Source organism: Loktanella sp. M215, assembly GCF_021735925.1.
In the GTDB taxonomy this organism is placed as follows: domain Bacteria; phylum Pseudomonadota; class Alphaproteobacteria; order Rhodobacterales; family Rhodobacteraceae; genus Loktanella.
The window spans coordinates 2,394,874-2,416,519 of the sequence record NZ_WMEA01000001.1; the positions used below are offsets into that span (position 1 = coordinate 2,394,874).

Sequence of the window (21,646 nt, forward strand, 5' to 3'; positions counted from 1 at the left end):
CTAACCGAGAGTCTGCTTTTTGGGTCCGCAGACGTTTCGGCCAACCCTCGCGGCCCAGGCTTCAGCGTGGCAGTGCTTGCAACCTGCAGACAGCTTGGTGCAGCCCCACCATGGATTGAACGTGCGCGTCGTCCACGTGTTCGTCGAATTCGCGCCCATCGAAGCCTCCGTATAAGGCGTTCCTAAATCGTTCTTAGAGTCAGAACGTTTCGATTAATCAGCTCAAGTAAATATGCAAATGTGCAGCGTGTTAGATGCCTACAGAACATGACATCCAGACTGGAAGCCCTCAGGTTTCTAAGTCGCATCTCCGCCACCAGTGACGCCGATCGCCGGTTTCCAGTGCGCATCAAGATCGCCGTTCCGCCAACTGGCTTTTCTGCCAGCATTACCTTCGCGATACATGACGGGCGTCAAAAAAACTCTCAGCGCGTGAATGTCGTCCAACGTCCGATAATATCAGATTTTGGTGTCAAACCGGGCTTTGTAAGCTGAACTGTAAACTGCCGCCATGTCCGGCACCGTGCCGAAGAAAAGGCTGCCTGTAACACTTTGATTTTCTAAGAGGATCGCTGGCTGGGGTGGTAGGATTCGAACCTACGGTACACGGTACCAAAATACGCTGACGGCCTACCGCTCTATCGGCAGGAGGGTAAACACGGTGATCAAAGGTAGGAAAGCGATCTGTGCCACCGAGATAAATCGTAGGATCATGCGAACTGCGTACAGGTGAACGCAAGAGCACACCCCTGATTGCGGTCAGACACCGCAAGACAAAGGTTAGAAGGCCTTTATTTTCTGGGGTCTGACTAGAGTCCAGATGGTGCTGTGAGAGAGGATTGAACTCTCGACCTCACCCTTACCAAGGGTGTGCTCTGCCACTGAGCTACCACAGCATCCGTGGCGCGGAATTAGCGGACCTTTTGGCAGGGTGCAAGCCCTGTCTGGACCAAAATTTGGGCAAATGCTAGGAATGGCAGATGACCGAAAAACCTGACATTTCCGTTCGCCGCCCAAAGACAGCCGCCGAGGCGCGCGAGGCGCGGCTGAAGGCCGCCCTGAAGGCCAACATGGCCAAGCGCAAGGCGCAGGCCAAGGCGCGCAAGGTGGAAGACGACCCGGCCTGAGGGTCTGTCCGGCATCATGGCGCTGACGGACCGTCCGGGATCCGGCATGCGAGGTGCCACTGTTGGTGCCGGCGCCTGCGACTGGACGATGCCGGGCAGGCGGGGTAACACCGCGGCCAACGGGCCGCAGCCAGGAAAGTTTGCATCATGGATTCTATCGTCGTCACCGGGGGCAAGGCCCTGCACGGCCAGATCGCCATTGCCGGGGCCAAGAACGCGGCGCTGGCCCTAATGCCCGCGACCCTGCTGTCAGAGGAGCCGTTGACCCTGACCAATGCACCGCGCCTGTCCGACATCAAGACGATGACAGCCCTGTTGCAGTCCTTGGGGGTCGAAGTGACCTCGATGCAGAACGGCAAGGTGCAGGTGCTGTCGAGCCATGCCATGACCTCGACGACCGCGGATTATGAAATTGTGCGCAAGATGCGGGCGTCGAACCTTGTGCTAGGTCCGCTGCTGGCGCGGCATCATCAGGCGATCGTCTCGCTGCCGGGCGGCTGTGCCATCGGTGCGCGGCCCATGGACATCCACGTCACGGCGCTGGAGGCGATGGGCGCGCAGATCGAGCTGCGCGACGGCTATCTGCATGCCAAGGCGCCCGGCGGGCTGAAAGGGGCAAGGGTGCCGCTGCGGTTCGCGAGCGTCGGGGCTACTGAAAACGTGCTGATGGCGGCGACGCTGGCGCGCGGTACCACAGTCATCGAGAACGCCGCGCGCGAGCCCGAGATCGTCGATCTGGCCCAGTGCCTGCGCCGGATGGGCGCACAGATCGAAGGCGAGGGGACGTCGACGATTACGGTGCAGGGGGTGGACCGGCTTGGCGCTGCGACGCACCCTGTCGTCACGGACCGCATCGAACTGGGCACCTACATGCTGGCGCCGGTGTTCTGCGGCGGCGAAGTGGAGTGTCTCGGCGGGCGCATGGACCTTGTCGCGGCGTTTGCTGAAAAGCTGGATGCGGCCGGTGTCGATGTGACCCAGACTGACAAAGGGCTGAAGGTCAAGCTGCGCGGCGACCGACCGCGGGCGGTGGACGTTGTCACGGAACCCTTCCCAGGCTTTCCGACAGATCTGCAGGCGCAGATGATGGCGATGCTGTGCCTGGCCGACGGCACATCGGTGCTGGAAGAGAAGATCTTCGAGAACCGCTTCATGCATGCCCCCGAACTGGTGCGGATGGGGGCGCGGATCGAGGTGCATGGCGGCCATGCCACGGTGCAGGGGGTCGAGACGCTGAAAGGTGCGCCGGTCATGGCCACCGACCTGCGGGCCAGCGTCTCGCTGATCCTTGCGGGGCTGGCGGCACAGGGCGAGACGATCGTGAACCGGGTCTATCATCTGGATCGCGGATACGAGCATGTCGAGGACAAGCTGGGTGCCGTGGGCGCGCAGATCGAAAGGGTAAGCAGCACATGACCGAAGACGCGCGTTTCGAAGACGGTGTGGATCGCCCGCTGGCCCTGATGGCTCGCGATGCGGAGGATTTGCAGGTCATCTCGGCCCTCGCGCAGGATGCGGTGTTTCCGGCGTCCGAAATGCGCTGGACCCCGGCGGACCGGCGCTTTGCCATCCTGCTGAACCGGTTCCGGTGGGAAGATGCGCCCAAGGCGCAGGGGCGTCGCGATTTCGAACGGGTGCAGACGGTGCTGCTGATCGAGGATGTGATGGGTGTGCGGTCGCAGGGCGTGCCCAAGGGCGATGCCGATACGATCCTGTCGCTGCTGGCGCTGGAGTTTCGGCCAGGCGAGGATGGCACCGGAGAGGTCGTGATGACACTGGCGGGGGACGGCGTGATTTCTTGCAGCGTCGAGGCGCTGGAGGTCATCCTGCGCGATGTGACTCGGCCCTATGTCGCACCGTCGCGCAAGGCGCCGCGACATCCGGACTGATTGCGGCCGCCGTGAAAGATTCTAAGCCTCCGGCGGGAGTTTATCTGGTCAGATGAAAGGCTGCTCGTCGCAGCGGAAGGACATGACATGCCACAGTTTCTGGACGCGCAAGACGCGGATTTCGAGGCGCGGTTTCAGGCGCTTTTGAGTGCCAAGCGCGAGGACAGTCCCGATGTGGACGATGCGGTCGCGGCCATCATCGCGGACGTGCGGGGCCGGGGGGATCAGGCGCTGATTGACCTGACCGCGAAATTCGATCGCCTGACCCTGACAGCGGACCGTCTGCGGATCTCGACCGCCGAGGTCGATGCGGCCTGCGCCGAAGTCGGGGCCGAGGACCGCGCGGCGCTGGAACTGGCGGCGGCGCGGATCCGTGCCTATCACGCGCGCCAGATGCCGGAGGACCAGCAGTGGACCGATGACGCAGGCGCCCACCTGGGCTGGCGCTGGACGCCGGTGTCGGCGGCGGGGCTTTATGTGCCGGGCGGGTTGGCGAGCTATCCGTCGTCCGTGCTGATGAACGCGATTCCGGCCAAGGTGGCGGGCGTGGCACGGCTGGCCATGGTGGTGCCGACACCGGACGGCGTGCTGAACCCGCTGGTGCTGCTGGCGGCAAGGATCGCGGGCGTCGATGAAATCTATCGCATCGGCGGCGCGCAGGCGATTGCGGCGCTGGCTTACGGCACGCAAACCATTGCCCCCGTGGACAAGATCACGGGACCGGGCAATGCCTATGTCGCGGCGGCCAAGCGGCGGGTGTTCGGCAAGGTCGGGATCGACATGATTGCGGGGCCGTCGGAGATTCTGGTCATCGCGGACGGTGACAATGATCCGGACTGGATCGCGCTCGACCTTCTGTCGCAGGCGGAGCATGACGAGAGCGCGCAGTCGATCCTGATCACCACCGATGCCGCCTTTGGCCGGGCCGTGTCCGATGCGGTCGATGTGCGCCTGCAGACTCTGGAACGGCGCAAGATCGCCGGGGCAAGCTGGCGCGATTTCGGCGCAGTGATCACGGTGCCTGACCTCGATACCGCTGTCGCCTTATCTGACCGGATCGCGCCGGAACACCTCGAACTTTGCGTGGCCGATGCGGATGCGTTGAGCCTGCGGATCGCGCACGCGGGGGCCATCTTTATCGGTGGCTGGACGCCGGAGGCAATCGGTGACTACATTGGGGGCCCGAACCACGTGCTGCCCACCGCCCGGTCGGCCCGGTTTTCCAGTGGATTGTCCGTCATGGATTTCATCAAGCGCACGACCCTAGCCCGGATGACCCCCGCCGCACTGGCCGCGATCGGGCCCACTGCGGCACGGCTGGCGCTGTCCGAAAGCCTGCAGGCGCATGGCTTGAGCGTGCAGGCCCGCCTTGATCGTTTGAACCGGCCATGAGCCGCATCGTCCACATCGCGCTGGACGATACCGGGCTTCCCGCGCCATCGCCCGAGATCGAGCAGGAGCGCCGCGTCGCGATCTTCGACCTGCTGGAAGACAACACGTTTGTCCTGCCGCCGCGCGCCGATCGCGACGTGCCGCCCGGGCCCTACCGGCTGGAGCTGTCGATCCGCGAACGGCGGCTGGTGTTTGATATCACCGACGCGGAACTGGGCGATGCCGGTGCCTTTCATCTGTCGCTCGGCCCGTTCCGGCAGGTGGTGAAAGATTATTTCCAGATCTGCGAAAGCTATTTCGACGCGGTCAAGACCATGCCACCCAGCCAGATCGAGACGATCGACATGGCCCGGCGCGGCATCCACAACGAAGGCGCCCGCGTCCTGCAGGAACGCCTCGACGGCAAGGCCGACGTGGATATCGATACCGCGCGCCGCCTCTTCACCCTGATCTGCGTGCTGCATTTTGGCGGATGACGGCGGAGTGAAGGCAGGCCGCCTGCCGCAGTCCGTTCTGTTTTGCTGCGACCACAACGCGGTGCGCTCGCCCATGGCCGAGGGCATCATGAAGAAACTTTACGGCACGCGTGCCTATATCCAGTCCGTCGGTGTGAACAACGACATGGAGATCGACGGTTTCGCCATTGCGGTCTGCGAGGAGATCGGCGTCGAGCTGCACCGCCACCGGTCCCGCAGTTTCGACGAGATGGAGCAATGGGGCGATGACCTGTCGTCCTTCGATCTGGTGCTGGCCCTGTCGCCCGCCAGCCAGCGCCGGGCGCTGGATCTGACGCAGTTCTATCACCTTGACGTCGAATACTGGCCGGTGCTGGACCCGACCGGCATGGTCGATCAGCGCGACGCCCGCATGGCGCTGTATCGCCAGACCCGCGATCAGATCATCGCGCGCCTGACCGAACGATTCGGTCCGCCGCCGACAGATTAGAGGAATGGATTGCGCGTGGACCCCTGCGCCATGGGTGTGTCCTCGCCATCGTCTGCAGAGGTCCCAGTGATCGCTTTCGTTGCCCTGTTTACCGCGGCTTTTCTGGCGGCGACCCTGCTGCCGTTGCAGTCCGAGGCGGTGCTTGCGGGCCTTCTGGCGGCGGGCGATCACGCGCCACTGGCGCTGATTCTGGTGGCAACTGCCGGAAATGTGCTCGGCTCTGTCGTGAACTGGATCGTGGGGCGATCGCTGTTGCGGTTCAGGCACCGACGCTGGTTTCCTGCGTCCGACCGGCAGCTTGACCGCGCGCAAGGCTGGTATAGCCGCTATGGGCGCTGGACCCTGCTGGGCAGCTGGCTGCCGGTCGTGGGCGATCCGCTGACGCTTGTGGCAGGGGTGATGCGTGAACCCCTGATCCCCTTCGTGCTGCTGGTGACATTGGCCAAGGGGATGCGGTATGTCGTGCTGGCGGCCCTTGTGCTGGCGTGGGTTTGATATATGCCGCGCCACCCGACCGGTCTGGCGAGGCTGGGCCGGGACGTCAAAGGCCCCCGTCTTGCCCGCCTGACGCACGGTTTTTCCAAACCATCTTTGGTATGGGAACAGTGACGCGTCTTTTGCCCTTGAAAATTGCGGAAATGAGGCGCATTTACACGCCGCAGCCGCTGCGACGCGGCAAAAATCCAGACAGGAGACCACATGGCCAAGGATGAACTTCTCGAATTTCCGGGCGTCGTGAAGGAACTGCTGCCGAATGCGACATTCCGGGTCGAGTTGGAAAACGGCCATGAAATCATCGCACATACGGCTGGCAAGATGCGCAAGAACCGCATCCGTGTCCTCGCAGGCGACAAGGTGCAGGTCGAAATGACCCCCTATGATCTGACCAAGGGTCGGATCAACTACCGCTTCAAATAAACAAGGGCGCGGTGTCGCGCCTTTGCGGGCCTGCGGTTTGCGTCCAGCAGACCGCGACCGACACCCGGCACGAACACTCGGGTGCATGACATGATCAACAGACCGCAACTGATCCTAGGCTCCGGCTCGCCCCGGCGGCTGGAACTGCTGGCGCAGATCGGCGTCGTGCCGGATGCGGTGACGGCGCCTGACATCGACGAGGAGGTGCGCCGCGCCGAGTTGCCACGCGACTACGTCAAACGGATTGCGGCCGAAAAGGTCGCGGCCGTTGTCGCGCCTGACGATGCCATCGTGCTGTGCGCCGATACGACCGTGGCACTGGGCCGGCGCATCATGGGTAAACCGGCGGACGCGGCCGAGGCGCGCGCCTTTCTCGCCCTGCTGTCGGGCCGCCGTCACAAGGTCATCACCGCGGTGACGGTGCGTCGGAACGGCCGCGTGACGGCCCGCGACGTGCAGACGACTGTGATGATGAAACGCCTCTCTGACGCCGAGGTCGACGCCTACATCGCCTCGGACGACTGGCGCGGCAAGGCGGGGGGCTATGCCATTCAGGGGCCTGCCGGTGCGTTCATCCCGTGGATCAACGGCAGCTTTACGTCCGTCGTCGGCCTGCCACTGGCGGAAACCGCCACCCTGCTGACCGCCGCAGGTTATCCCATATACGGAGTCCCCGCATGAAGGGCCGCACCATCATCCTCGACGATCTGAACGGGATTGAGGCCGCCGCCCTGCTGGTGGACGGCCAACTTGACGATCTGCTGATCGACACGCCCGACGCGCCGCGCCCCGGTGCGATCTATCGCGCCGTCTGCGACCGGCCGCTGAAGGGGCAGGGCGGCATGATGCTGCGCCTGCCCGAAGGCGGCACAGCCTTCCTGCGCAGCGCCAAGGGCCTGCGCCCCGGGCAGCCGATGCTGGTGCAGGTCACGGGCTACGCCGAGGATGGCAAGGCCGTCCCCGTCACCGACCGCGTGCTGTTCAAAAGCCGCTTTGCGATTGTCACCCCCGGCAAGCCGGGCGTGAACGTCAGCCGCCAGATCACCGACGACGACCAGCGCAACGCGCTCTTGGCCGTCGCACACGGCGTTTTCGATGACGCGGACGGCGCCGGTCTGATCCTGCGTTCCTCCTGCGCCCATGCGACCGAAGACGAGATTGCCGAGGATATCGGTGCGATGCAGGACCTTGCTGCCGCGATCATGGCCGAGGGCGAGGGGGCCGAGCCCGAAGCCCTGACCGAAGGCGACGGCCCGCATGCATTGGCCTGGCGCGAATGGGTGATCCCGGCTGAGGTCGTGACCGAACCCGGCGGATTCGAACGCCTTGGCGTCATGGACCAGATCGACGATATCTCGCAGCCCCGCATCGCCCTGTCCGACGGCACGATGTATGTCGAGGCGACACGCGCGCTGGTGGCCGTTGACGTCAATACCGGTGGCGATACCTCTCCGGCGGCCGCACTCAAGGTGAACCTTGCCGCCGCCCGCGTGCTGCCGCGCGCGTTGCGCCTGCGCGGCTTTGGCGGGCAGATCGCCGTGGACTTCGCGCCGATGTCCAAGGCGCACCGCAAGCAGGTCGAACAATCCCTGCGCGCAGCCTTCCGCGCCGACACGGTGGAAACATCCCTCGTGGGCTGGACGACCATGGGCCTGTTCGAACTGCAGCGCAAACGCGAGCGGCTGCCGTGGCAGGGTCTGCCCACATGACCTGCCCGATCTGCGACCGCGATACCGATCCGAAATACAAACCCTTCTGCTCGCGTCGCTGCGCCGATGTCGATCTGGCAAAGTGGCTGACGGGGTCCTACGCGATCCCAGCCGCGCCGGAAGAGCAGGGGGATGACGACGATTGGCACGACCCCGAAAAACCCCACTGATTTGCGCGAAATCCCTCTGGACACCCCCGCGCGGCTGACCTAGAACGCCGCTACCCGATGGCGTTGGCCATCCCGGTGCCCGGGTAGCTCAGGGGTAGAGCAGTGGATTGAAAATCCTCGTGTCGGTGGTTCGATTCCGCCCCTGGGCACCATTAAAGCGAACAGACATATAAGAATTTTGGCTGCTTTCAAAAAGCCGAAGCTGTCACAGGTAGCTACAAACGCTTCATCTCGCGCATCCTGCGTTGTCTGGTTGTCTACTGCCTGCATCCGCAGTGCGCGGCGGGCCGGGGGTGGTGACAGTCTCGGGGGGGGGGACGCGCCGCCGGGGGTGGCCATGTCGTTTCGCCTGCGCCACATGTTTGTCACCGAAGCAAGCCCGTCGCGATGGCATGGCCCCTTGCAAAATCGTGCCTTACGGGCCATTGACGGTCTCTAATTCAGACCCTTGGGGCCGCGCCATGACCGAACTCTCGCACATCCGCAATTTCTCGATCGTGGCGCATATCGACCACGGGAAATCCACGCTGGCCGACCGCCTGATCCAGTCCACCGGCACCGTCGCCGACCGGGACATGAAGGCGCAGATGCTGGACTCCATGGATATCGAGCGCGAGCGGGGCATCACGATCAAGGCGCAGACCGTGCGCATCGACTACAAGGCCGACAACGGCGAGATGTATGTCCTCAACCTGATCGATACCCCCGGTCACGTCGATTTCGCCTACGAGGTGTCGCGGTCCATGCGCGCCGTAGAAGGATCCTTGCTGGTCGTCGACAGCACGCAGGGGGTCGAGGCGCAGACGCTGGCCAACGTCTATCATGCGCTGGACGCGGACCACGAGATCGTGCCGGTGCTCAACAAGATCGACCTGCCCGCCAGCGAATGTGACCGGGTGGCGACGCAGATCGAGGATGTGATCGGCATCGACGCGTCCCAGGCGATCCGGGTCAGCGCCAAGACCGGCGTCGGCATCCACGAAACGCTGGAGGCCGTCGTCCACCGTCTGCCCGCCCCCAAGGGCGAGCGCGATGCGCCGCTCAAGGCGATGCTGGTGGATTCGTGGTATGATGCCTACCTCGGCGTCGTCGTGCTGGTGCGGATCATCGACGGGGTGATCAAGCTCAAGGACCGGGTGAAGTTCATGTCGAACGACACCGTCCACCTGATCGACCGCCTTGGCGTGTTCAAACCCGGCATGCTGCCGATGGACGAACTCGGGCCCGGAGAGATCGGGTTCTTCACCGCCCAGATCAAAGAGGTGCGCGACACCCGCGTCGGTGACACGATCACCAGCGAGCGCAAGGGCGCCACGCAGGCGCTGCCCGGCTTCAAGCCTGCGCAACCCGTCGTGTTCTGTGGTCTTTTCCCCGTCGACTCCTCGGAATTCGAGGATCTGCGCAACGCGATCGACAAGCTGGCACTCAACGACGCCTCCTTCAGCTTCGAGATGGAGACCTCGGCCGCCCTCGGCTTCGGCTTCCGCTGCGGCTTCCTTGGCCTGCTGCATCTGGAGGTCATCCGCGACCGGATCGAGCGGGAATACAACATCGACCTGATCACCACCGCGCCGTCCGTGGTTTACCACATCTTCATGAAGGACGGGTCAGAGCAGGACCTGCACAACCCCGCCGACATGCCCGACCTGACCTATGTCGACCATATCGAAGAGCCGCGGATCAAGGCGACGATCCTTGTGCCCGACGAATATTTGGGCGACGTGCTGAAACTGTGCCAGGACCGCCGCGGCGTGCAGCTGGACCTGACCTATGCGGGCAGCCGCGCGATGGTCGTCTATGACCTGCCGCTGAACGAGGTTGTGTTCGACTTCTACGACCGCCTGAAATCCGTGACCAAGGGCTATGCGTCCTTTGATTACAACCTGACGGGCTATCAAGAGGACGCGCTGGTCAAGATGTCGGTGCTGGTCAACGACGAACCCGTGGACGCGCTGTCGATGATGGTCCACCGCGACCGGGCCGAGATGCGGGGCCGCGCGATGGTCGAAAAGCTGAAGGACCTGATCCCCCGCCACATGTTCAAGATTCCGATCCAGGCGGCCATCGGCGGCAAGGTGATCGCGCGCGAGACTTTGAGTGCGCTGCGCAAGGACGTGACGGCCAAATGCTACGGCGGCGACGCGACGCGGAAACGCAAGCTGCTGGACAAGCAGAAGGCGGGCAAGAAGAAGATGCGGCAGTTCGGGAAAGTCGATATTCCGCAGGAGGCCTTTATTAGCGCACTGAAAATGGACAGCTAAGCTGTTCATTTTTGGCGCTGATAAAGGCCGGTGCGGGTAAGCGGTTGGCGCAGCCAACTGCGGCCGCACTGGGTTGCGTTTGTAGTCCTGCAACTTTCGCGTGACTTGACCGCGCGCACTGCTAACCTGTCACTATGCCGACGGTTTTCAGACAGGACGGGTTCCGGTTTTTCTTCTATTCTAACGAAGGCGACCCTCGCGAACCGATACATGTCCACGTCATGAAGGACGGGGCGGAAGCGAAATTCTGGGTCAGCCCAGCCGCCTGCGCCCGCAGCCACGGCTTTGACGCGCGGACCCTGAAGGCACTGGCCCGGATTATCACCGACCGCGCTGCACAGATCGAGGAGGCTTGGCATGACCATTTCGGCCATTGAGGCACATTGCGACGACGAGATGCTGTGGGTCGGCCTTGCCGATGGCCGCCGCCTTGGCGTGCCGCTGGCATGGTTCCCCCGTCTGCTGGACGCATCGCCAGAGGATCGGGCCGGGGTAGAAGTCAGCCCCTTTGGCCTTCATTGGGCGGCGCTGGACGAGGATATTTCCGTGCCGGCGCTATTGTCGGCGGATGGGGTTGGGGTGGCGGCTTGAAAACAGTGTTATATTGAAGATGAAAGTCTCTAGTTCTAACGCAAGAATTATTAACAGCGATGCCCACAGCTATTTTCCTGCTTTCGACTGGGAGGCGCTAAAGTCGATACTAGACAATAAAATTGTTGCATCAACTAACATTTGGGTATTTGTTTTGCCTGCTATTATGGTCTTGACCGAAAAATTCCCTGTTTCGCTTCAAATTTTTCCATTTGGGGCGCAAGCTCCATTGGAGTTGAGCTTGAAGATCCCGTACAATTGGTTTCTATTATATTTTGCGGCTATGGCTTTCTTTTGCGCAAGGCTAATCTATGTCATTCGTTGTCCGAATTTTCTAAGACAATATAGATCTGCTGCTGATGCGGTGAATAATGGCGTCACTGCGGAAATTTTGAGGGAGAGAGTAAAAGAGTTTTTAGTCGATTATCAGAAAAAGAAATTACACATATTAAGTGATGAATATGAAAAAATTACAAGATTAATCGAATTAATCTTGCCTGAAAATGCTAAACCCGCAATTATTATGAAATTGGGCCAGTTCGCGGATTTCGGTGGTGTTTCAATGGAAAATTCCATTCACGAAGTTGCGGGGGAAGGCACTTATTACGTTGATGTTTCAGACTCCGATGGAGTGAATCGTTTTGGATATTCCCCTAATCGACAAATAACTAGTCTTTTAATATTTAGGCTTTTGGATCTTCAAAATATTTCGCGGCGTTCAGGGCGCATGGCTGCGTCTATCCTAGTTTCTGCAGGTTTTTTGCTTGTCGCCGTGCCAATCTTGCAAGGTTTTTGTGCGGTGTTGTTAAACTTCCTACAAATATGATTGAGCTTTAATTATGACCTGCCCCCTCTGCGCCACCCCCGCGACCCCGCTCATCCCCACACCCGTCTCCGGCGGTCCGGCGGACGCGAGTGTGGACCTCTGCGGCATCTGTGCGGACCAGATCGCGGCGGACAGCCCGAATCCGGACCACTTCCGCAGCCTCGCCACGACCATGTGGTCTGAGGATGCCGCCGTGCAGGTGCTCGCCTTTCGCACGCTGCAAAAGATCGATGCCCCCTGGGCGGACGATCTGCTGGGGCAGCTTTACCTTGATGACGACACGCGGGCCTGGGCCGAGAATGTCGCGGGCGAGAGCCAGCACACCGACGCCAACGGGGTGACTCTGCACACCGGCGACACGGTCACGCTGATCAAGGACCTGACCGTCAAGGGCGCGAATTTCACGGCCAAGCGCGGGACGGCGGTGCGGCGGATCTCTCTGGTCGCCGATAACCCCGCCCATATCGAAGGCCGGGTCGAGGGGCAGCGCATCGTGATCCTGACGGAATTCGTGAAGAAGTCCTGACAGCCGCTTCACATCCGCGCCAAAACCGCCATGCTGCGTCTCAAATAACAGGAGAGACGACATGAAGCTGGCATTTCTGGGACTGGGCGTGATGGGCTACCCGATGGCGGGGCATCTGGCCAAGACGCACGACGTCACCGTCTATAACCGCACGACCGCCAAGGCCGACGCCTGGGTCAAGGAACACGGCGGTGCGATGGGTGCGACCCCGGCAGAGGCCGTGCGCGGGGCCGAGATCGTGCTGTCCTGCGTCGGCAACGACGACGACCTGCGCAGCGTGACGACAGGAGAGGGCGGGGCGTTTGGCGCGATGGACAAGGGCGCGCTCTACGTCGATCACACGACGGTCAGTGCTGCGGTGACGCGCGAGCTTTATGACGCGGCCAAGGCGGCGGGGCTGAACTTTGTCGACGCACCCATCAGCGGCGGGCAGGCGGGGGCCGAGAACGGGCAGCTGTCGATCATGTGCGGCGGGGATCAGGCCGCCTATGACAAGGCCGCGCCGGTGATGGAGATCTATGCGAAGCTCTGCCGTCGCATCGGCGAGAGTGGCGCGGGCCAGATGACCAAGATGTGCAATCAGATCGCGATTGCGGGGCTTGTGCAGGGGTTGAGCGAGGCACTGCACTTTGCCGACAAGGCCGGGCTGGACGGGGCGGCTGTGGTGGAGGTGATCTCTCAGGGCGCTGCCGGGTCGTGGCAGATGAGCAATCGTTACAAGACGATGCTGGACGATCATTACACCCACGGCTTTGCGGTGGACTGGATGCGCAAAGATCTGGGGATCTGTCTGGCCACGGCGGACGAGAATGGCGCGAGTCTGCCGGTGACGGCGCTGGTGGACCAGTTCTACAAGGACGTGCAGAAGTTGGGCGGCGGGCGCTGGGATACCTCCAGCTTGCTGAAGCGGCTGCAGGCGATGGGCTAGGACCGGCCGATGCCGCGCCGCGGCGGAACCGCGGTGCGGCACGACTGGTTTGACTGAAGACGCCCACAAAGCGGGCGCGAAAGGACATCTATCATGAACATGACCGGAAAGAACTGCATCGTGACGGGCGCCGCCAGCGGCATCGGCCGCGCGATTGCCGAGAAATACATCAGCGACGGCGCGAACGTCTGCATCGCCGACCTGAAGCTGGAGTCGGCGCAAAAGGTTGCGGACGAGCTGACCGCCAAGGGCCCCGGTCGTGCGATCGCGGTCGAGATGGACGTGACCGACGAGGATGCGGTGAATGCGGGTGTCGCGCAGACGGTCAAGGAGCTGGGCAGCGTCGATGTGCTGGTCAGCAACGCTGGCATCCAGATCGTGCACCGGATCGAGGATTTCCCCTATGCGGAATGGAAGAAGCTGCTGTCGATCCACCTCGACGGGGCGTTCCTGACGACAAAGGCCTGCCTGCCGCACATGTACAAACAGGGGTCCGGCACGGTGATCTACATGGGGTCGGTGCATTCCAAGGAAGCTTCGCCGCTGAAGTCGGCCTATGTCACCGCCAAGCACGGGTTGCTGGGGCTGGCGCGGACATTGGCCAAGGAGGGCGGACCGAAGGGCGTGCGCAGTCACGTGATCTGTCCGGGATTCGTGAAGACTCCGCTGGTCGAAAAGCAGATCCCCGAGCAGGCCCGCGATCTGGGGATCTCGGAGGAAGAAGTCGTGAGCCGCGTCATGCTGGGCCAGACCGTCGATACGGAATTCACGACCGTTGAGGATATCGCGAACCTCGCCTGGGTCTTCGCGGCCTTTCCGACGAATGCGCTGACGGGCCAGTCGCTGGTGGCGAGCCACGGTTGGTACATGAACTAAGCATTCCGCGCGGGTGGTCCGGACCGGGCCGCCGGGGCACATCAATCGGTCTTGCCATAAAGCTGGCGCTCTGGATCGCATTGAAAGGCTTGATCGCCAGAGCAGGGGCCGCATTCTTGCGGTAAGCCGGATGGTCGGCCCAAGACCACGTCTGGCGATTTAAAGAGTGGAACCCGTCACGATCCTGATGGACCCTGTCATCCTGCGTACCGATCAGGACGTGCATCGGGTGACGGTGATCTGCGGCGTGGCCTAAGACGTGGACGCGGCGCGTGAGGTGATCAGCGCTGCGGTCAAGGCCGGCAAGACGGTTCGCTCGGAAGATCACCCGGTGCAAATCTTCGCGCAGGAGTTCGCTGCATCGTCGATCAATTTCAAGATGACGTGGTGGACGGAATCCGCGCAGCTCGACGTGCGGACCTCGCGCGACGCGGTGATCTCTGCGGTCAGGCGCGCGCTGGAAGTTGCGGGCATCGGAATCCCGTTCCCCTGCCGCAACCTGACCTTCAAGGAGCCGCTGCCGCTTGCTCGCGGTGCAGCGGCTGCCAATGAACGAGAGCCGGAGGCCGCGGACCTCGGCGACTGAGGATGCGCAGCGCCGGGGGCTGTGCCTGTCCTAGGTCGGGACCACGTGCAGGGCAAAGCTGCCCAGCATGACGAAAAGCGCCAGCACGAGGGCCAGCAGGAAGATGTCGGCGAGGGTGGAATTGTCGTCAAGCACGGCGTCCGACCTGATCCGTTTCCGCACCAGGCGCATGCGCAGGAAGGCGATCAGGATGACGGTCGCGCCGCTGAGCAGCAGGGCGATGGATGTCACAGGGCTGGGTGTGGGGCTGCCGAGACGCGCGATGGCAAGGCCGAAACCCACGACCGACATTGCGGTCCGGACCCAGGCCAGAAACGTCCGCTCGTTCGCCGCATGGTCTGCGTAATTGGCAATCATATGTCGCGCTTTCGCCGGATGACGCCGGGCAAGCCGCCGGAGATCAGGGTGTTCACCTCGTAAAGCGTGCGCGCCGCGTCAAGGCGACCGGGGCTGGCAAGGTAGTTGGGTGACCAGACCGGATCGAATTTCTGCTTGAAGCTGCGCAGGCCCTCGAAATTATAGAATCGCTCTCCGTGGGTGTAGATGAAGCCGCCGACGCGGTTCCAGACCGGGGCATGGGGGCGGTTTTCGAGGCCCGCGAGCGGTGCAGCCCCCAGCGAAAACCATGTATATCCCGCGTCCTTGGCCCACATCAGCATCTCGGCGAACAGGCCGTCCATGGCGGCGGGTGTCGTCGTGTGGTCATAGCGCATCAGGTCGATGGCGATTTCCTGTGTCGTGCCCCCGCGCAGCAGGGTGGCGAAGGACGCGATCTGCCCGGTTTCCGTGTGGCGCAGGACAGCGTGATCGAAGTGAGACAGGTAATCGGGATCGAAAGCGCCGAGCGCAAAGGATTTCTCTGTCCCCGCCTTCAGCGCGAGCCATTTATCAGAAACCTGACGCAGCGCGTCGATGTTGTCCGCGACCTGATCCGCCGGGATGATCGCGAAGGCGTAGCCATCGCGGGTGGCGCGGGCCTTGGCGTGGCGCCAGTCCTTGCGTTTCGATCCCTCCAGCGAGAAGGCGGCGAGGGGGACGCGGGCGATTTCCCCGATCTTGACCACCGACAGGCCAAGGTCGATGTAGGTCGGCAGATAGGCGGTCTGCACCGCGTAAAAGGCGCAGCGGCGGCCCATTCGGTCGGCCTGATCGCGTAAGCCCCAGATCAGCGCCTCTCCTGCCACCGGGTCGCCGACGGGATCGCCCTTGGCGATCAGGCTGGTGCCGGTGTCGGCATAGGCGATGAAGGCGCTTTGGTCGTCGGCGATCAGGAATCGCTTGTCGCCGGTCAGGGCCATCGCAGCCTCGGTGTCCGGGCTGGCGAGGGTCAGCCGGCGCACGACATCGGGGATGGGTTCGGCGGACAGGCGCATGCTGGACCGGCTGATCAGCGCGTTCAATGCGACGGCCGTCAGGATCACGACGACGGCCAGCGTGGCGCGCAAGAAGCGTGGTGCATCGCCGTTCCACGCAAAGCGCCACCAGAGCGCGTCGGTGTAATCGATATTGCGGTAGGCGAAGAAGCCGATCCACGTGATGCCGGCAACCAGCAGGGCGACACTGACCAGCCAGCGCGGGTTCAGGCGCATCGCGGAGCCGAGGCCGACACGGTAGAACACGCTGCGGAAGGTCCACAGGATCGCCAGCGACAGCGCCAATGCGACGGCGGTCCCGAGTTCTGCCGCCTTCAGCAGCGACAGGATCAGCCCGGCGCCCAGCAGGGCCATGGCGATGAACCAGGCCCGCGCCATGCGGCGGTAAAGCCCGCGCGCCACGATCAGCAGCAGGACGCCCGCGACGCTGGCCAGCAGGTGCGATGTCTCGACCAGTCCCAACGGCAGCAGGTCGCGCAGGGCGGCGGCATGGCCTTCCTCGGTCGGCAGGTCGCCGCGCAGCAGCAGGGCCGCACCCGACAGTAGGGCAAGCGCCGCCGAGAGCACCGGCACGATGGGCCGGGTCGCGCGGACCAGCGTCTGGCGGGCGGCACTGGCGCGGTCGCGGTTGGTCAGACCCCAGGCCAGCGACAGGCCCGCCACGGCGATGACGAAAGGCAGCACGGTATAGATCATGCGGTAGAACAGCAGCGCCACCAGCAGGTCCGACCGTCCGGTGCCGCCAAGGCCCGCGATGATCGCCGCCTCGAACACGCCCAGACCGCCGGGCGCGTGGCTGGCGACGCCCAGCCCCAGCGCACCGATGAACAGCACGAAGAACAGCACGAAGTTCTGCGCGAGATCGTCCGGCAACAGGACGTAAAGCGTCAGCGCCGTCGCCGTCAGGTCGATCAAGGCGATCGCCATCAGCACCAGCATCTGGCGCGCCGCAGGCAGGGTGATCTGGACGGCGCGCAGCCTGATGCTGCGTGGCCCCCGCGCGGTCCAGATGAGCAGGGCCGCGACAGCGACAAGGATCAGGCCCCCCACGGCGGCCTCTGATCCCGCGGGCAGGCGGATCACGGCGCTGAGGCCGGTGGGGTGAAAGATGAAGAGCCCGCCCAGCAGAACCAGCAGGCCCAGCAGGAAGGCGAGCCACGATGTGGCGATCAGCTTGGCCACGGCACCCACATCGACGCCGAAGGCCGCATAGACTCGGTAGCGGATCGCGCCGCCGGTCAGCCACGAAAACCCAAGCAGGTTCGACACTGCCATGGAACTGACGCCGGTCAGCACCGGCACGTAACCGGGCATGGGCGGGGCGTGCAGGCTGCGCAGGATGACCGGATCGTAAAGCGCAAGCGCCGCATAGCTGGCGAGCATCGCTGCGATGGAAAGGGCGATCCGGTCCCAGCCATAGCCGTCCAGATCGCGGCGCAGATCGCCCAAGTCGATGTCGCGGCTCAGGTCGCGCAACACCACCAAGGCGATCATCGTGATCGCCAGCGGCACGATCAGGCGCCACCCGTCCCAGCCCAGAACCTTTGCAGGCCAGCCCGCCTGCGCGTCCGAGGGGGGCGGGGTCGTCTTGTCTGGCGCGGTCAGGGGCATCGGTGTCTCCGTCCTTGTCAGGGTGATGGGCGATGTGGTGCGCGCGGTCAATAGATGCGCGTTTTTAGCCGAAAAGCTTATGGATTTCAGGGGTGGACCTTCGATCCGGATTAACGCGGCTGTGCCATGATCGCAGCATCAGATCGCACCCCGGTCCCATCCTGAAAGGTTCGCCCCATGCCCCGCGTCACCCGCCTTGCCCTTGTCGCATGTCTGTCGCTGTCAGGTGCAGCACACGCCGACCCCGCCCGGACAGAGGGTCCTGCCGCGACGCTGCCGCAGGTGCTGCGGGTCTTGAAGGCAGCGCCGCAGGCTGCGGGCGGCTGTTCCCAGCCCTTGCACCGCGCACCGTTGCTTTGCCGCGCGGACGTGGAGTCGACACAGGTGGCGTCATCGCGGCTGTGACCCGCAAGGTCGGGCGCTCAGGCGTTCCAGACCACCAAACCGGCAGCCGTGACGTCGTAGCCGCCGCATGATGCGGCGCGCGCATGAAAGGTATCGGACCGCCAGAAGGCCAGTAGCGTCTGGAACGGCGGATCGAACCAAGCCTTGCGGTCGACCAGCAGCGCAAAGCGTTCGTCGATGACCGGGCTGAAATCCAGCCCATAGCTGCTGGCGGCGGCCTGCAGGCCAAAGGCCACATCGGCGTCGCCCCGACGCACGGCCTCGACGGCGTCATCCTCGGTCCGTGCCACGTCCGTCAGGGTCAGCTGCGACATATCCAGCCCCTGCCGTTCGGCCAGTTCCGCAAACAGCGTGTCCGTCCCCGATCCCGGCTGGCGCGGTACGAGGCGCATTCCGGTCAGATCTGCTAGGGATGCGGGGCGCTTACTGTCCGGCCGAAAGACCAGCCCGCGCTGCCTGACGGCAAAGGACACCAGAACGGCGTTCCTGTCGGCGGCCCGCGTCAGCACCGCCGGCACGTTCCAGTCGCCGGTCCGCGCATCCCGGATATGCAGGCCCGCCGCGATGCCTTCGCCGCGCACGAACCGGTCCAGCCCATCGCTTGACCCGTCGTAGAACGTGGCCAGACCGCAGCCGGACTGGCGGATCGCCCAGTCGAGCAGCGGGTCGTGACTGCCCAGCACGATGGGCGGCAGCGCAGTCTGCGTCAGGGCAGGCTCGGCGCTGCCGCCGGATTTTGCCCGTTCGATCCAGTCGCGGATTTCGGCTGCGGGGAACAGCAGCTTGCCCGTCGCCCGCGAACACGGCACGGCGCCGGATGCGGCCAGATCATAGACCTTGCGGTCCTTGAGCCGCAGCAGGGCAGCCAGTTCCTTGACCGTCAGATAGGCGGGATCGGTGGGCGGGGTTTCGGGCATCGTGTCCTTGGCGTCGGTGCGGCGCAGACCGGCCGCACCGACAGACCTATCAGTTCTTGGGGGCGTTCGGAAAGAAAAGCTGCTGGCCGTCGATCCGGTAGTCGGCGATCGCGGTCTGGCCTGCGTCCGACAGCAACCAGTCGGCAAAGGTCTGCGCGGCCGTGACCTTGACGGAAGGGCATTTCGCCGGGTTGATCGGGATCACGCCGTACTGGTTGAACATGTCCTCATCGCCCTGCACGTCGATTGCGTAATCCTGCTTGTTCTCGAAGCTGATCCATGTGGCGCGGTCGGTCAGGACGTAAGCCCCCATGCCGATGCCCGCGTTCAGCGTGGCGCCCATGCCGGACCCGGTCTCGCGGTACCATTCACCGGACGCGGCCTTCGGATCGATGGCGGCATCGGCCCAAAGCTGCATTTCCTTCTTGTAGGTGCCTGAATCGTCGCCGCGCGACGCAAACATGGCCCCCTTGGCCGCGATCTGCGACAGGGCGGCCTCTGCGTCCTCCATCCCCTTGATGCCGGCGGGATCGCTGGCGGGGCCGACGATGACGAAGTCATTGTACATCAAATCCGTCCGTGTCGTGCCAAAGCCCGCCGCGACAAAGGCCTCTTCGTCCGGCTTGGCGTGGACCAGCAGCAGGTCGCCGTCGCAGTTCTCGGCGTTGGTGATCGCCTGACCCGTGCCGACGGCCACGACATTGACCTGAATGCCGGAGTCCTTTTGAAACAGCGGCAGCAGATAGTCGTAAAGGCCGGAATTGGCCGTCGACGTGGTGGACTGGACGATGATGGACTGGTCCTGCGCCAGCGCCGCACCGGCGAAGGTCAGCGCGATGGCGGTGGCAGCGAATGTCTTGCGTAACATGAGGGTCTTTCCTTGGTGGTCAGATGACGATCTTGCCGTCGAGGTAATCCCGCGCCGCACGGCTGCGCGGCGCGGGAAAGAAGTCGTTGGCCGCGGCATGCTCTGCCACGCGGCCTCCGTGCAGGAACACGACGTCATCGGCCATCCGCCGCGCCTGTCCCCGGTCGTGGGTCACGAAGATGATCCTGACGCCGCGCGCGCAGGCCTGCTGCACGATCCGCTCGATCATCAGGACCGATGCGGGATCGAGGCTGGCCGTGGGCTCGTCGAGGAACAGCACCTCCGGGTCGGTGGCCAGCGCCCGGGCCAGCGCCAGCCGCTGCGCCTCGCCGCCTGACAGCAGGCGGGCCGGTTGCTGCGCCTTGTGCGCCAGCCCGACGTGATCGAGGATCGCCGTGGCGCGGCTGCGGTCCTTGCCCCGCGCCTTCAGCACGAAATCAAGGTTGCCTGCGACCGACCGGCGCAGCAGCACCGGTTTCTGAAATACCAGCGCCTGCCGGGATCTGACCGCATCTGGGTCTTGGCCGTGCCATTCGATCCGGCCCGCGGTGGGGTGTGCAAGGCCGTGCAGCAGCTTGAGCAGTAGGGTCTTGCCGGCGCCGTTCGCCCCCATGATGACGGTGCAACCGGTCGGCCCGAGGTCCAGATCCAGCCCGTCCAGCACCGCCGTGTCGCCGAACCGGAGGCACAGGTCGCGCACCCGCAGCGGCAACAGGGTGACGGGCGGTGACGCCGTGCGGGCGTGCTGGCCGGTTATGGCGATTGCGTCAGACATGGGCGTGACGGGCTGCGGTCAGGCGCACGGACTGCACGGCGGCATTCACGCCCAGTGCGATGACCAGAAGGATGAGGCCAAGCGCGAGGGCGAGGGCCAGATCGCCCTTCGATGTCTCTAGCGCGATGGCGGTGGTCATGACGCGTGTCAGATGATCGATATTGCCGCCCACGATGATGACGGCCCCGACCTCTGCCACGGCGCGCCCGAAGCCTGCGAGGCCCACCGTCAGCAGCGGATACCGTCCGTCCCAAAGCAGCGCCAGCACCGTCTGCACCCGCGTCAGGCACAGGGATCGGAACTGTTCGGCATATTCGGTGTGCAGACCCTCTAGTACCTGACGGGACAGGGCGGCGATGATCGGCGTGATCAGGATGGTCTGCGCGATGATCATGGCGGTGGGCGTATAAAGCAGCCCCAGAAACCCCAGCGGTCCGGAACGCGACAACTGCAGATAGACCAGCAGACCCACCACGACGGGCGGCAGTCCCATCAGCGCGTTCATGACGATCAGCACCGCGCTGCGCCCGCGAAACCGGGCGATGGCCACCAGCGCCCCCACGGGCAGCCCGATCAGGCAGGCAAGGGCGGTGGCCGTCAGGCTGACGCGCAGTGACAACAACACGATGTGCAAAAGATCACCGTCACCGGACAGCACCAGTGCAATCGCAAGACTGAAGGCTTCGCTGATGTTGTGCAAGATTTCCCTCTGACTGCAAAATTTATGCCGCGTTGCATCTTTTTCATCCTGCGGGATGAAATGCAAGGTAGGCGCTGTGCGCGATATTCCGCGACCCCGGCGCCGGTCCCTGTCACGTCTGCACGTATAGCGGCAACGCGGGACGGGTCACGCGGACCTGCCGTTTCGGCTCGGACACCTGTTTCTGCGGGCAAACCGGAAACCCGTTCCAACTTAATCTGCGGCAGAGGTGATTTTTGCGCAGCACACGCTT

The 21,646-nt window shown here is 63.7% G+C and carries 27 protein-coding genes and 2 tRNA genes; 21 read left to right on the top strand and 8 right to left on the bottom strand.

Going from position 1 to position 21,646, the window contains the following annotated elements:
- Together GLR48_RS25670 and GLR48_RS11705 are read right to left on the bottom strand one after the other, a co-directional pair.
- Positions 1–159 (bottom strand): DUF5131 family protein, encoded by a 159-nt coding sequence (locus GLR48_RS25670; RefSeq protein ID WP_272911399.1) that lies wholly within the window; start codon positions 157–159, stop codon positions 1–3.
- Positions 160–821: 662 nt separating this feature from the next.
- Positions 822–896, bottom strand: a tRNA-Thr gene (locus tag GLR48_RS11705).
- An 84-nt stretch (positions 897–980) separates the two neighbouring features.
- Between GLR48_RS11705 and GLR48_RS11710 the strand changes: the two genes are divergently transcribed.
- The 20 genes from GLR48_RS11710 to GLR48_RS11805 all read left to right on the top strand — a co-directional run bounded on the left by GLR48_RS11710 (position 981) and on the right by GLR48_RS11805 (position 14,744).
- On the top strand, positions 981–1,127 hold the full coding sequence (locus GLR48_RS11710) for a hypothetical protein (RefSeq protein WP_237061597.1): 147 nt from the start codon (positions 981–983) through the stop codon (positions 1,125–1,127).
- A 147-nt stretch (positions 1,128–1,274) separates the two neighbouring features.
- Positions 1,275–2,543, top strand: coding sequence for a UDP-N-acetylglucosamine 1-carboxyvinyltransferase (gene murA, locus GLR48_RS11715; RefSeq protein ID WP_237061599.1), 1,269 nt, complete (start codon positions 1,275–1,277; stop codon positions 2,541–2,543).
- Positions 2,540–3,016: a DUF2948 family protein gene (locus tag GLR48_RS11720; protein ID WP_237061600.1), complete on the top strand. Its 477-nt coding sequence runs from the start codon at positions 2,540–2,542 to the stop codon at positions 3,014–3,016. Before murA ends, GLR48_RS11720 begins: the two co-directional genes overlap by 4 nt.
- An 87-nt stretch (positions 3,017–3,103) precedes the next feature.
- The gene (hisD, locus tag GLR48_RS11725) at positions 3,104–4,408 is read left to right on the top strand and encodes a histidinol dehydrogenase (protein WP_237061601.1); all 1,305 of its coding nucleotides are present in this window, start codon (positions 3,104–3,106) and stop codon (positions 4,406–4,408) included.
- Positions 4,405–4,884 carry a UPF0262 family protein gene (locus tag GLR48_RS11730; protein ID WP_237061603.1) on the top strand — a complete coding sequence of 160 codons (480 nt, stop codon included), beginning with the start codon at positions 4,405–4,407 and terminating at the stop codon, positions 4,882–4,884. The genes hisD and GLR48_RS11730 overlap by 4 nt, the downstream gene beginning before the upstream one ends.
- 7 nt (positions 4,885–4,891) lie before the next feature.
- Positions 4,892–5,353, top strand: coding sequence for an arsenate-mycothiol transferase ArsC (locus GLR48_RS11735; protein ID WP_336886623.1), 462 nt, complete (start codon positions 4,892–4,894; stop codon positions 5,351–5,353).
- Positions 5,354–5,419: 66 nt separating this feature from the next.
- On the top strand, positions 5,420–5,848 hold the full coding sequence (locus GLR48_RS11740; RefSeq protein ID WP_237061604.1) for a YqaA family protein: 429 nt from the start codon (positions 5,420–5,422) through the stop codon (positions 5,846–5,848).
- 204 nt (positions 5,849–6,052) lie between these two features.
- The gene (gene infA, locus GLR48_RS11745) at positions 6,053–6,271 is read left to right on the top strand and encodes a translation initiation factor IF-1 (protein WP_056038395.1); all 219 of its coding nucleotides are present in this window, start codon (positions 6,053–6,055) and stop codon (positions 6,269–6,271) included.
- 90 nt (positions 6,272–6,361) lie between these two features.
- Positions 6,362–6,952 carry a Maf family protein gene (locus tag GLR48_RS11750; protein WP_237061605.1) on the top strand — a complete coding sequence of 197 codons (591 nt, stop codon included), beginning with the start codon at positions 6,362–6,364 and terminating at the stop codon, positions 6,950–6,952.
- Positions 6,949–7,980: a ribonuclease E/G gene (locus GLR48_RS11755; RefSeq protein ID WP_237061608.1), complete on the top strand. Its 1,032-nt coding sequence runs from the start codon at positions 6,949–6,951 to the stop codon at positions 7,978–7,980. Before GLR48_RS11750 ends, GLR48_RS11755 begins: the two co-directional genes overlap by 4 nt.
- A complete protein-coding gene (locus GLR48_RS11760) occupies positions 7,977–8,150 on the top strand; it encodes a DNA gyrase inhibitor YacG (protein ID WP_237061610.1) in 174 nt (57 codons plus the stop codon). Before GLR48_RS11755 ends, GLR48_RS11760 begins: the two co-directional genes overlap by 4 nt.
- A gap of 77 nt (positions 8,151–8,227) precedes the next feature.
- Positions 8,228–8,302, top strand: a tRNA-Phe gene (locus GLR48_RS11765).
- A gap of 309 nt (positions 8,303–8,611) precedes the next feature.
- On the top strand, positions 8,612–10,411 hold the full coding sequence (gene lepA, locus GLR48_RS11770) for a translation elongation factor 4 (protein WP_237061618.1): 1,800 nt from the start codon (positions 8,612–8,614) through the stop codon (positions 10,409–10,411).
- A 134-nt stretch (positions 10,412–10,545) separates the two neighbouring features.
- Positions 10,546–10,788: a DUF4160 domain-containing protein gene (locus tag GLR48_RS11775; RefSeq protein WP_237061619.1), complete on the top strand. Its 243-nt coding sequence runs from the start codon at positions 10,546–10,548 to the stop codon at positions 10,786–10,788.
- Positions 10,769–11,002, top strand: a complete 234-nt coding sequence (locus GLR48_RS11780) for a DUF2442 domain-containing protein (protein ID WP_237061621.1) — start codon at positions 10,769–10,771, stop codon at positions 11,000–11,002. Before GLR48_RS11775 ends, GLR48_RS11780 begins: the two co-directional genes overlap by 20 nt.
- Positions 11,003–11,015: 13 nt before the next feature.
- The gene (locus GLR48_RS11785) at positions 11,016–11,828 is read left to right on the top strand and encodes a hypothetical protein (RefSeq protein WP_237061623.1); all 813 of its coding nucleotides are present in this window, start codon (positions 11,016–11,018) and stop codon (positions 11,826–11,828) included.
- 13 nt (positions 11,829–11,841) lie between these two features.
- Positions 11,842–12,354: an alkylphosphonate utilization protein gene (locus tag GLR48_RS11790; protein WP_237061625.1), complete on the top strand. Its 513-nt coding sequence runs from the start codon at positions 11,842–11,844 to the stop codon at positions 12,352–12,354.
- Positions 12,355–12,415: 61 nt separating this feature from the next.
- A complete protein-coding gene (locus GLR48_RS11795) occupies positions 12,416–13,282 on the top strand; it encodes an NAD(P)-dependent oxidoreductase (RefSeq protein WP_237061627.1) in 867 nt (288 codons plus the stop codon).
- Between the two features lie 93 nt (positions 13,283–13,375).
- Positions 13,376–14,158: a 3-hydroxybutyrate dehydrogenase gene (locus GLR48_RS11800; RefSeq protein ID WP_237061629.1), complete on the top strand. Its 783-nt coding sequence runs from the start codon at positions 13,376–13,378 to the stop codon at positions 14,156–14,158.
- Between the two features lie 259 nt (positions 14,159–14,417).
- On the top strand, positions 14,418–14,744 hold the full coding sequence (locus GLR48_RS11805) for a mechanosensitive ion channel family protein (RefSeq protein WP_237061631.1): 327 nt from the start codon (positions 14,418–14,420) through the stop codon (positions 14,742–14,744).
- Positions 14,745–14,774: 30 nt separating this feature from the next.
- Here the strand turns inward: GLR48_RS11805 and GLR48_RS11810 are convergent, their stop codons facing one another.
- Positions 14,775–15,101 (bottom strand): YidH family protein, encoded by a 327-nt coding sequence (locus GLR48_RS11810; protein WP_237061633.1) that lies wholly within the window; start codon positions 15,099–15,101, stop codon positions 14,775–14,777.
- Positions 15,098–17,728, bottom strand: a complete 2,631-nt coding sequence (mprF, locus tag GLR48_RS11815) for a bifunctional lysylphosphatidylglycerol flippase/synthetase MprF (RefSeq protein WP_237061634.1) — start codon at positions 17,726–17,728, stop codon at positions 15,098–15,100. Before mprF ends, GLR48_RS11810 begins: the two co-directional genes overlap by 4 nt.
- Before the next feature lie 177 nt (positions 17,729–17,905).
- On the opposite strand from mprF, the gene GLR48_RS11820 reads away from it, so the two are divergent.
- Positions 17,906–18,133 carry a hypothetical protein gene (locus tag GLR48_RS11820; RefSeq protein WP_237061636.1) on the top strand — a complete coding sequence of 76 codons (228 nt, stop codon included), beginning with the start codon at positions 17,906–17,908 and terminating at the stop codon, positions 18,131–18,133.
- 17 nt (positions 18,134–18,150) lie between these two features.
- Here the strand turns inward: GLR48_RS11820 and GLR48_RS11825 are convergent, their stop codons facing one another.
- The 4 genes from GLR48_RS11825 to GLR48_RS11840 are packed head-to-tail and all read right to left on the bottom strand — an operon-like array spanning position 18,151 to position 21,393.
- Complete coding sequence (locus GLR48_RS11825; RefSeq protein WP_237061638.1) at positions 18,151–19,050, bottom strand: helix-turn-helix transcriptional regulator; 900 nt, start codon at positions 19,048–19,050, stop codon at positions 18,151–18,153.
- Positions 19,051–19,099: 49 nt separating this feature from the next.
- Positions 19,100–19,918 carry a substrate-binding domain-containing protein gene (locus GLR48_RS11830; protein WP_237061640.1) on the bottom strand — a complete coding sequence of 273 codons (819 nt, stop codon included), beginning with the start codon at positions 19,916–19,918 and terminating at the stop codon, positions 19,100–19,102.
- Between the two features lie 19 nt (positions 19,919–19,937).
- Entirely contained in the window at positions 19,938–20,693 is a 756-nt protein-coding gene (locus GLR48_RS11835; protein ID WP_272911400.1) for an ATP-binding cassette domain-containing protein, read from the bottom strand.
- On the bottom strand, positions 20,686–21,393 hold the full coding sequence (locus tag GLR48_RS11840; protein WP_237061642.1) for an ABC transporter permease: 708 nt from the start codon (positions 21,391–21,393) through the stop codon (positions 20,686–20,688). The genes GLR48_RS11835 and GLR48_RS11840 overlap by 8 nt, the downstream gene beginning before the upstream one ends.
- Positions 21,394–21,646: the final 253 nt, after the last annotated feature.

Excerpts from the sequence above, each read along its gene's own strand:
- GLR48_RS11790 (WP_237061625.1), top strand. The coding sequence starts at position 11,842 with ATGACCTGCCCCCTCTGCGCCACCCCCGCGACCCCGCTCATCCCCACA.
- GLR48_RS11830 (WP_237061640.1), bottom strand. The coding sequence starts at position 19,918 with ATGTTACGCAAGACATTCGCTGCCACCGCCATCGCGCTGACCTTCGCC.
- GLR48_RS11810 (WP_237061633.1), bottom strand. The coding sequence starts at position 15,101 with ATGATTGCCAATTACGCAGACCATGCGGCGAACGAGCGGACGTTTCTG.
- GLR48_RS11800 (WP_237061629.1), top strand. The coding sequence starts at position 13,376 with ATGAACATGACCGGAAAGAACTGCATCGTGACGGGCGCCGCCAGCGGC.
- GLR48_RS11820 (WP_237061636.1), top strand. The coding sequence starts at position 17,906 with ATGCCCCGCGTCACCCGCCTTGCCCTTGTCGCATGTCTGTCGCTGTCA.
- mprF (WP_237061634.1), bottom strand. The coding sequence starts at position 17,728 with ATGCCCCTGACCGCGCCAGACAAGACGACCCCGCCCCCCTCGGACGCG.
- GLR48_RS11755 (WP_237061608.1), top strand. The coding sequence starts at position 6,949 with ATGAAGGGCCGCACCATCATCCTCGACGATCTGAACGGGATTGAGGCC.
- GLR48_RS11710 (WP_237061597.1), top strand. The coding sequence starts at position 981 with ATGACCGAAAAACCTGACATTTCCGTTCGCCGCCCAAAGACAGCCGCC.
- murA (WP_237061599.1), top strand. The coding sequence starts at position 1,275 with ATGGATTCTATCGTCGTCACCGGGGGCAAGGCCCTGCACGGCCAGATC.
- GLR48_RS11775 (WP_237061619.1), top strand. The coding sequence starts at position 10,546 with ATGCCGACGGTTTTCAGACAGGACGGGTTCCGGTTTTTCTTCTATTCT.
- GLR48_RS11835 (WP_272911400.1), bottom strand. The coding sequence starts at position 20,693 with ATGTCTGACGCAATCGCCATAACCGGCCAGCACGCCCGCACGGCGTCA.
- infA (WP_056038395.1), top strand. The coding sequence starts at position 6,053 with ATGGCCAAGGATGAACTTCTCGAATTTCCGGGCGTCGTGAAGGAACTG.
- hisD (WP_237061601.1), top strand. The coding sequence starts at position 3,104 with ATGCCACAGTTTCTGGACGCGCAAGACGCGGATTTCGAGGCGCGGTTT.
- lepA (WP_237061618.1), top strand. The coding sequence starts at position 8,612 with ATGACCGAACTCTCGCACATCCGCAATTTCTCGATCGTGGCGCATATC.
- GLR48_RS11720 (WP_237061600.1), top strand. The coding sequence starts at position 2,540 with ATGACCGAAGACGCGCGTTTCGAAGACGGTGTGGATCGCCCGCTGGCC.
- GLR48_RS11730 (WP_237061603.1), top strand. The coding sequence starts at position 4,405 with ATGAGCCGCATCGTCCACATCGCGCTGGACGATACCGGGCTTCCCGCG.
- GLR48_RS11825 (WP_237061638.1), bottom strand. The coding sequence starts at position 19,050 with ATGCCCGAAACCCCGCCCACCGATCCCGCCTATCTGACGGTCAAGGAA.
- GLR48_RS25670 (WP_272911399.1), bottom strand. The coding sequence starts at position 159 with ATGGGCGCGAATTCGACGAACACGTGGACGACGCGCACGTTCAATCCA.
- GLR48_RS11750 (WP_237061605.1), top strand. The coding sequence starts at position 6,362 with ATGATCAACAGACCGCAACTGATCCTAGGCTCCGGCTCGCCCCGGCGG.
- GLR48_RS11795 (WP_237061627.1), top strand. The coding sequence starts at position 12,416 with ATGAAGCTGGCATTTCTGGGACTGGGCGTGATGGGCTACCCGATGGCG.
- GLR48_RS11760 (WP_237061610.1), top strand. The coding sequence starts at position 7,977 with ATGACCTGCCCGATCTGCGACCGCGATACCGATCCGAAATACAAACCC.
- GLR48_RS11780 (WP_237061621.1), top strand. The coding sequence starts at position 10,769 with ATGACCATTTCGGCCATTGAGGCACATTGCGACGACGAGATGCTGTGG.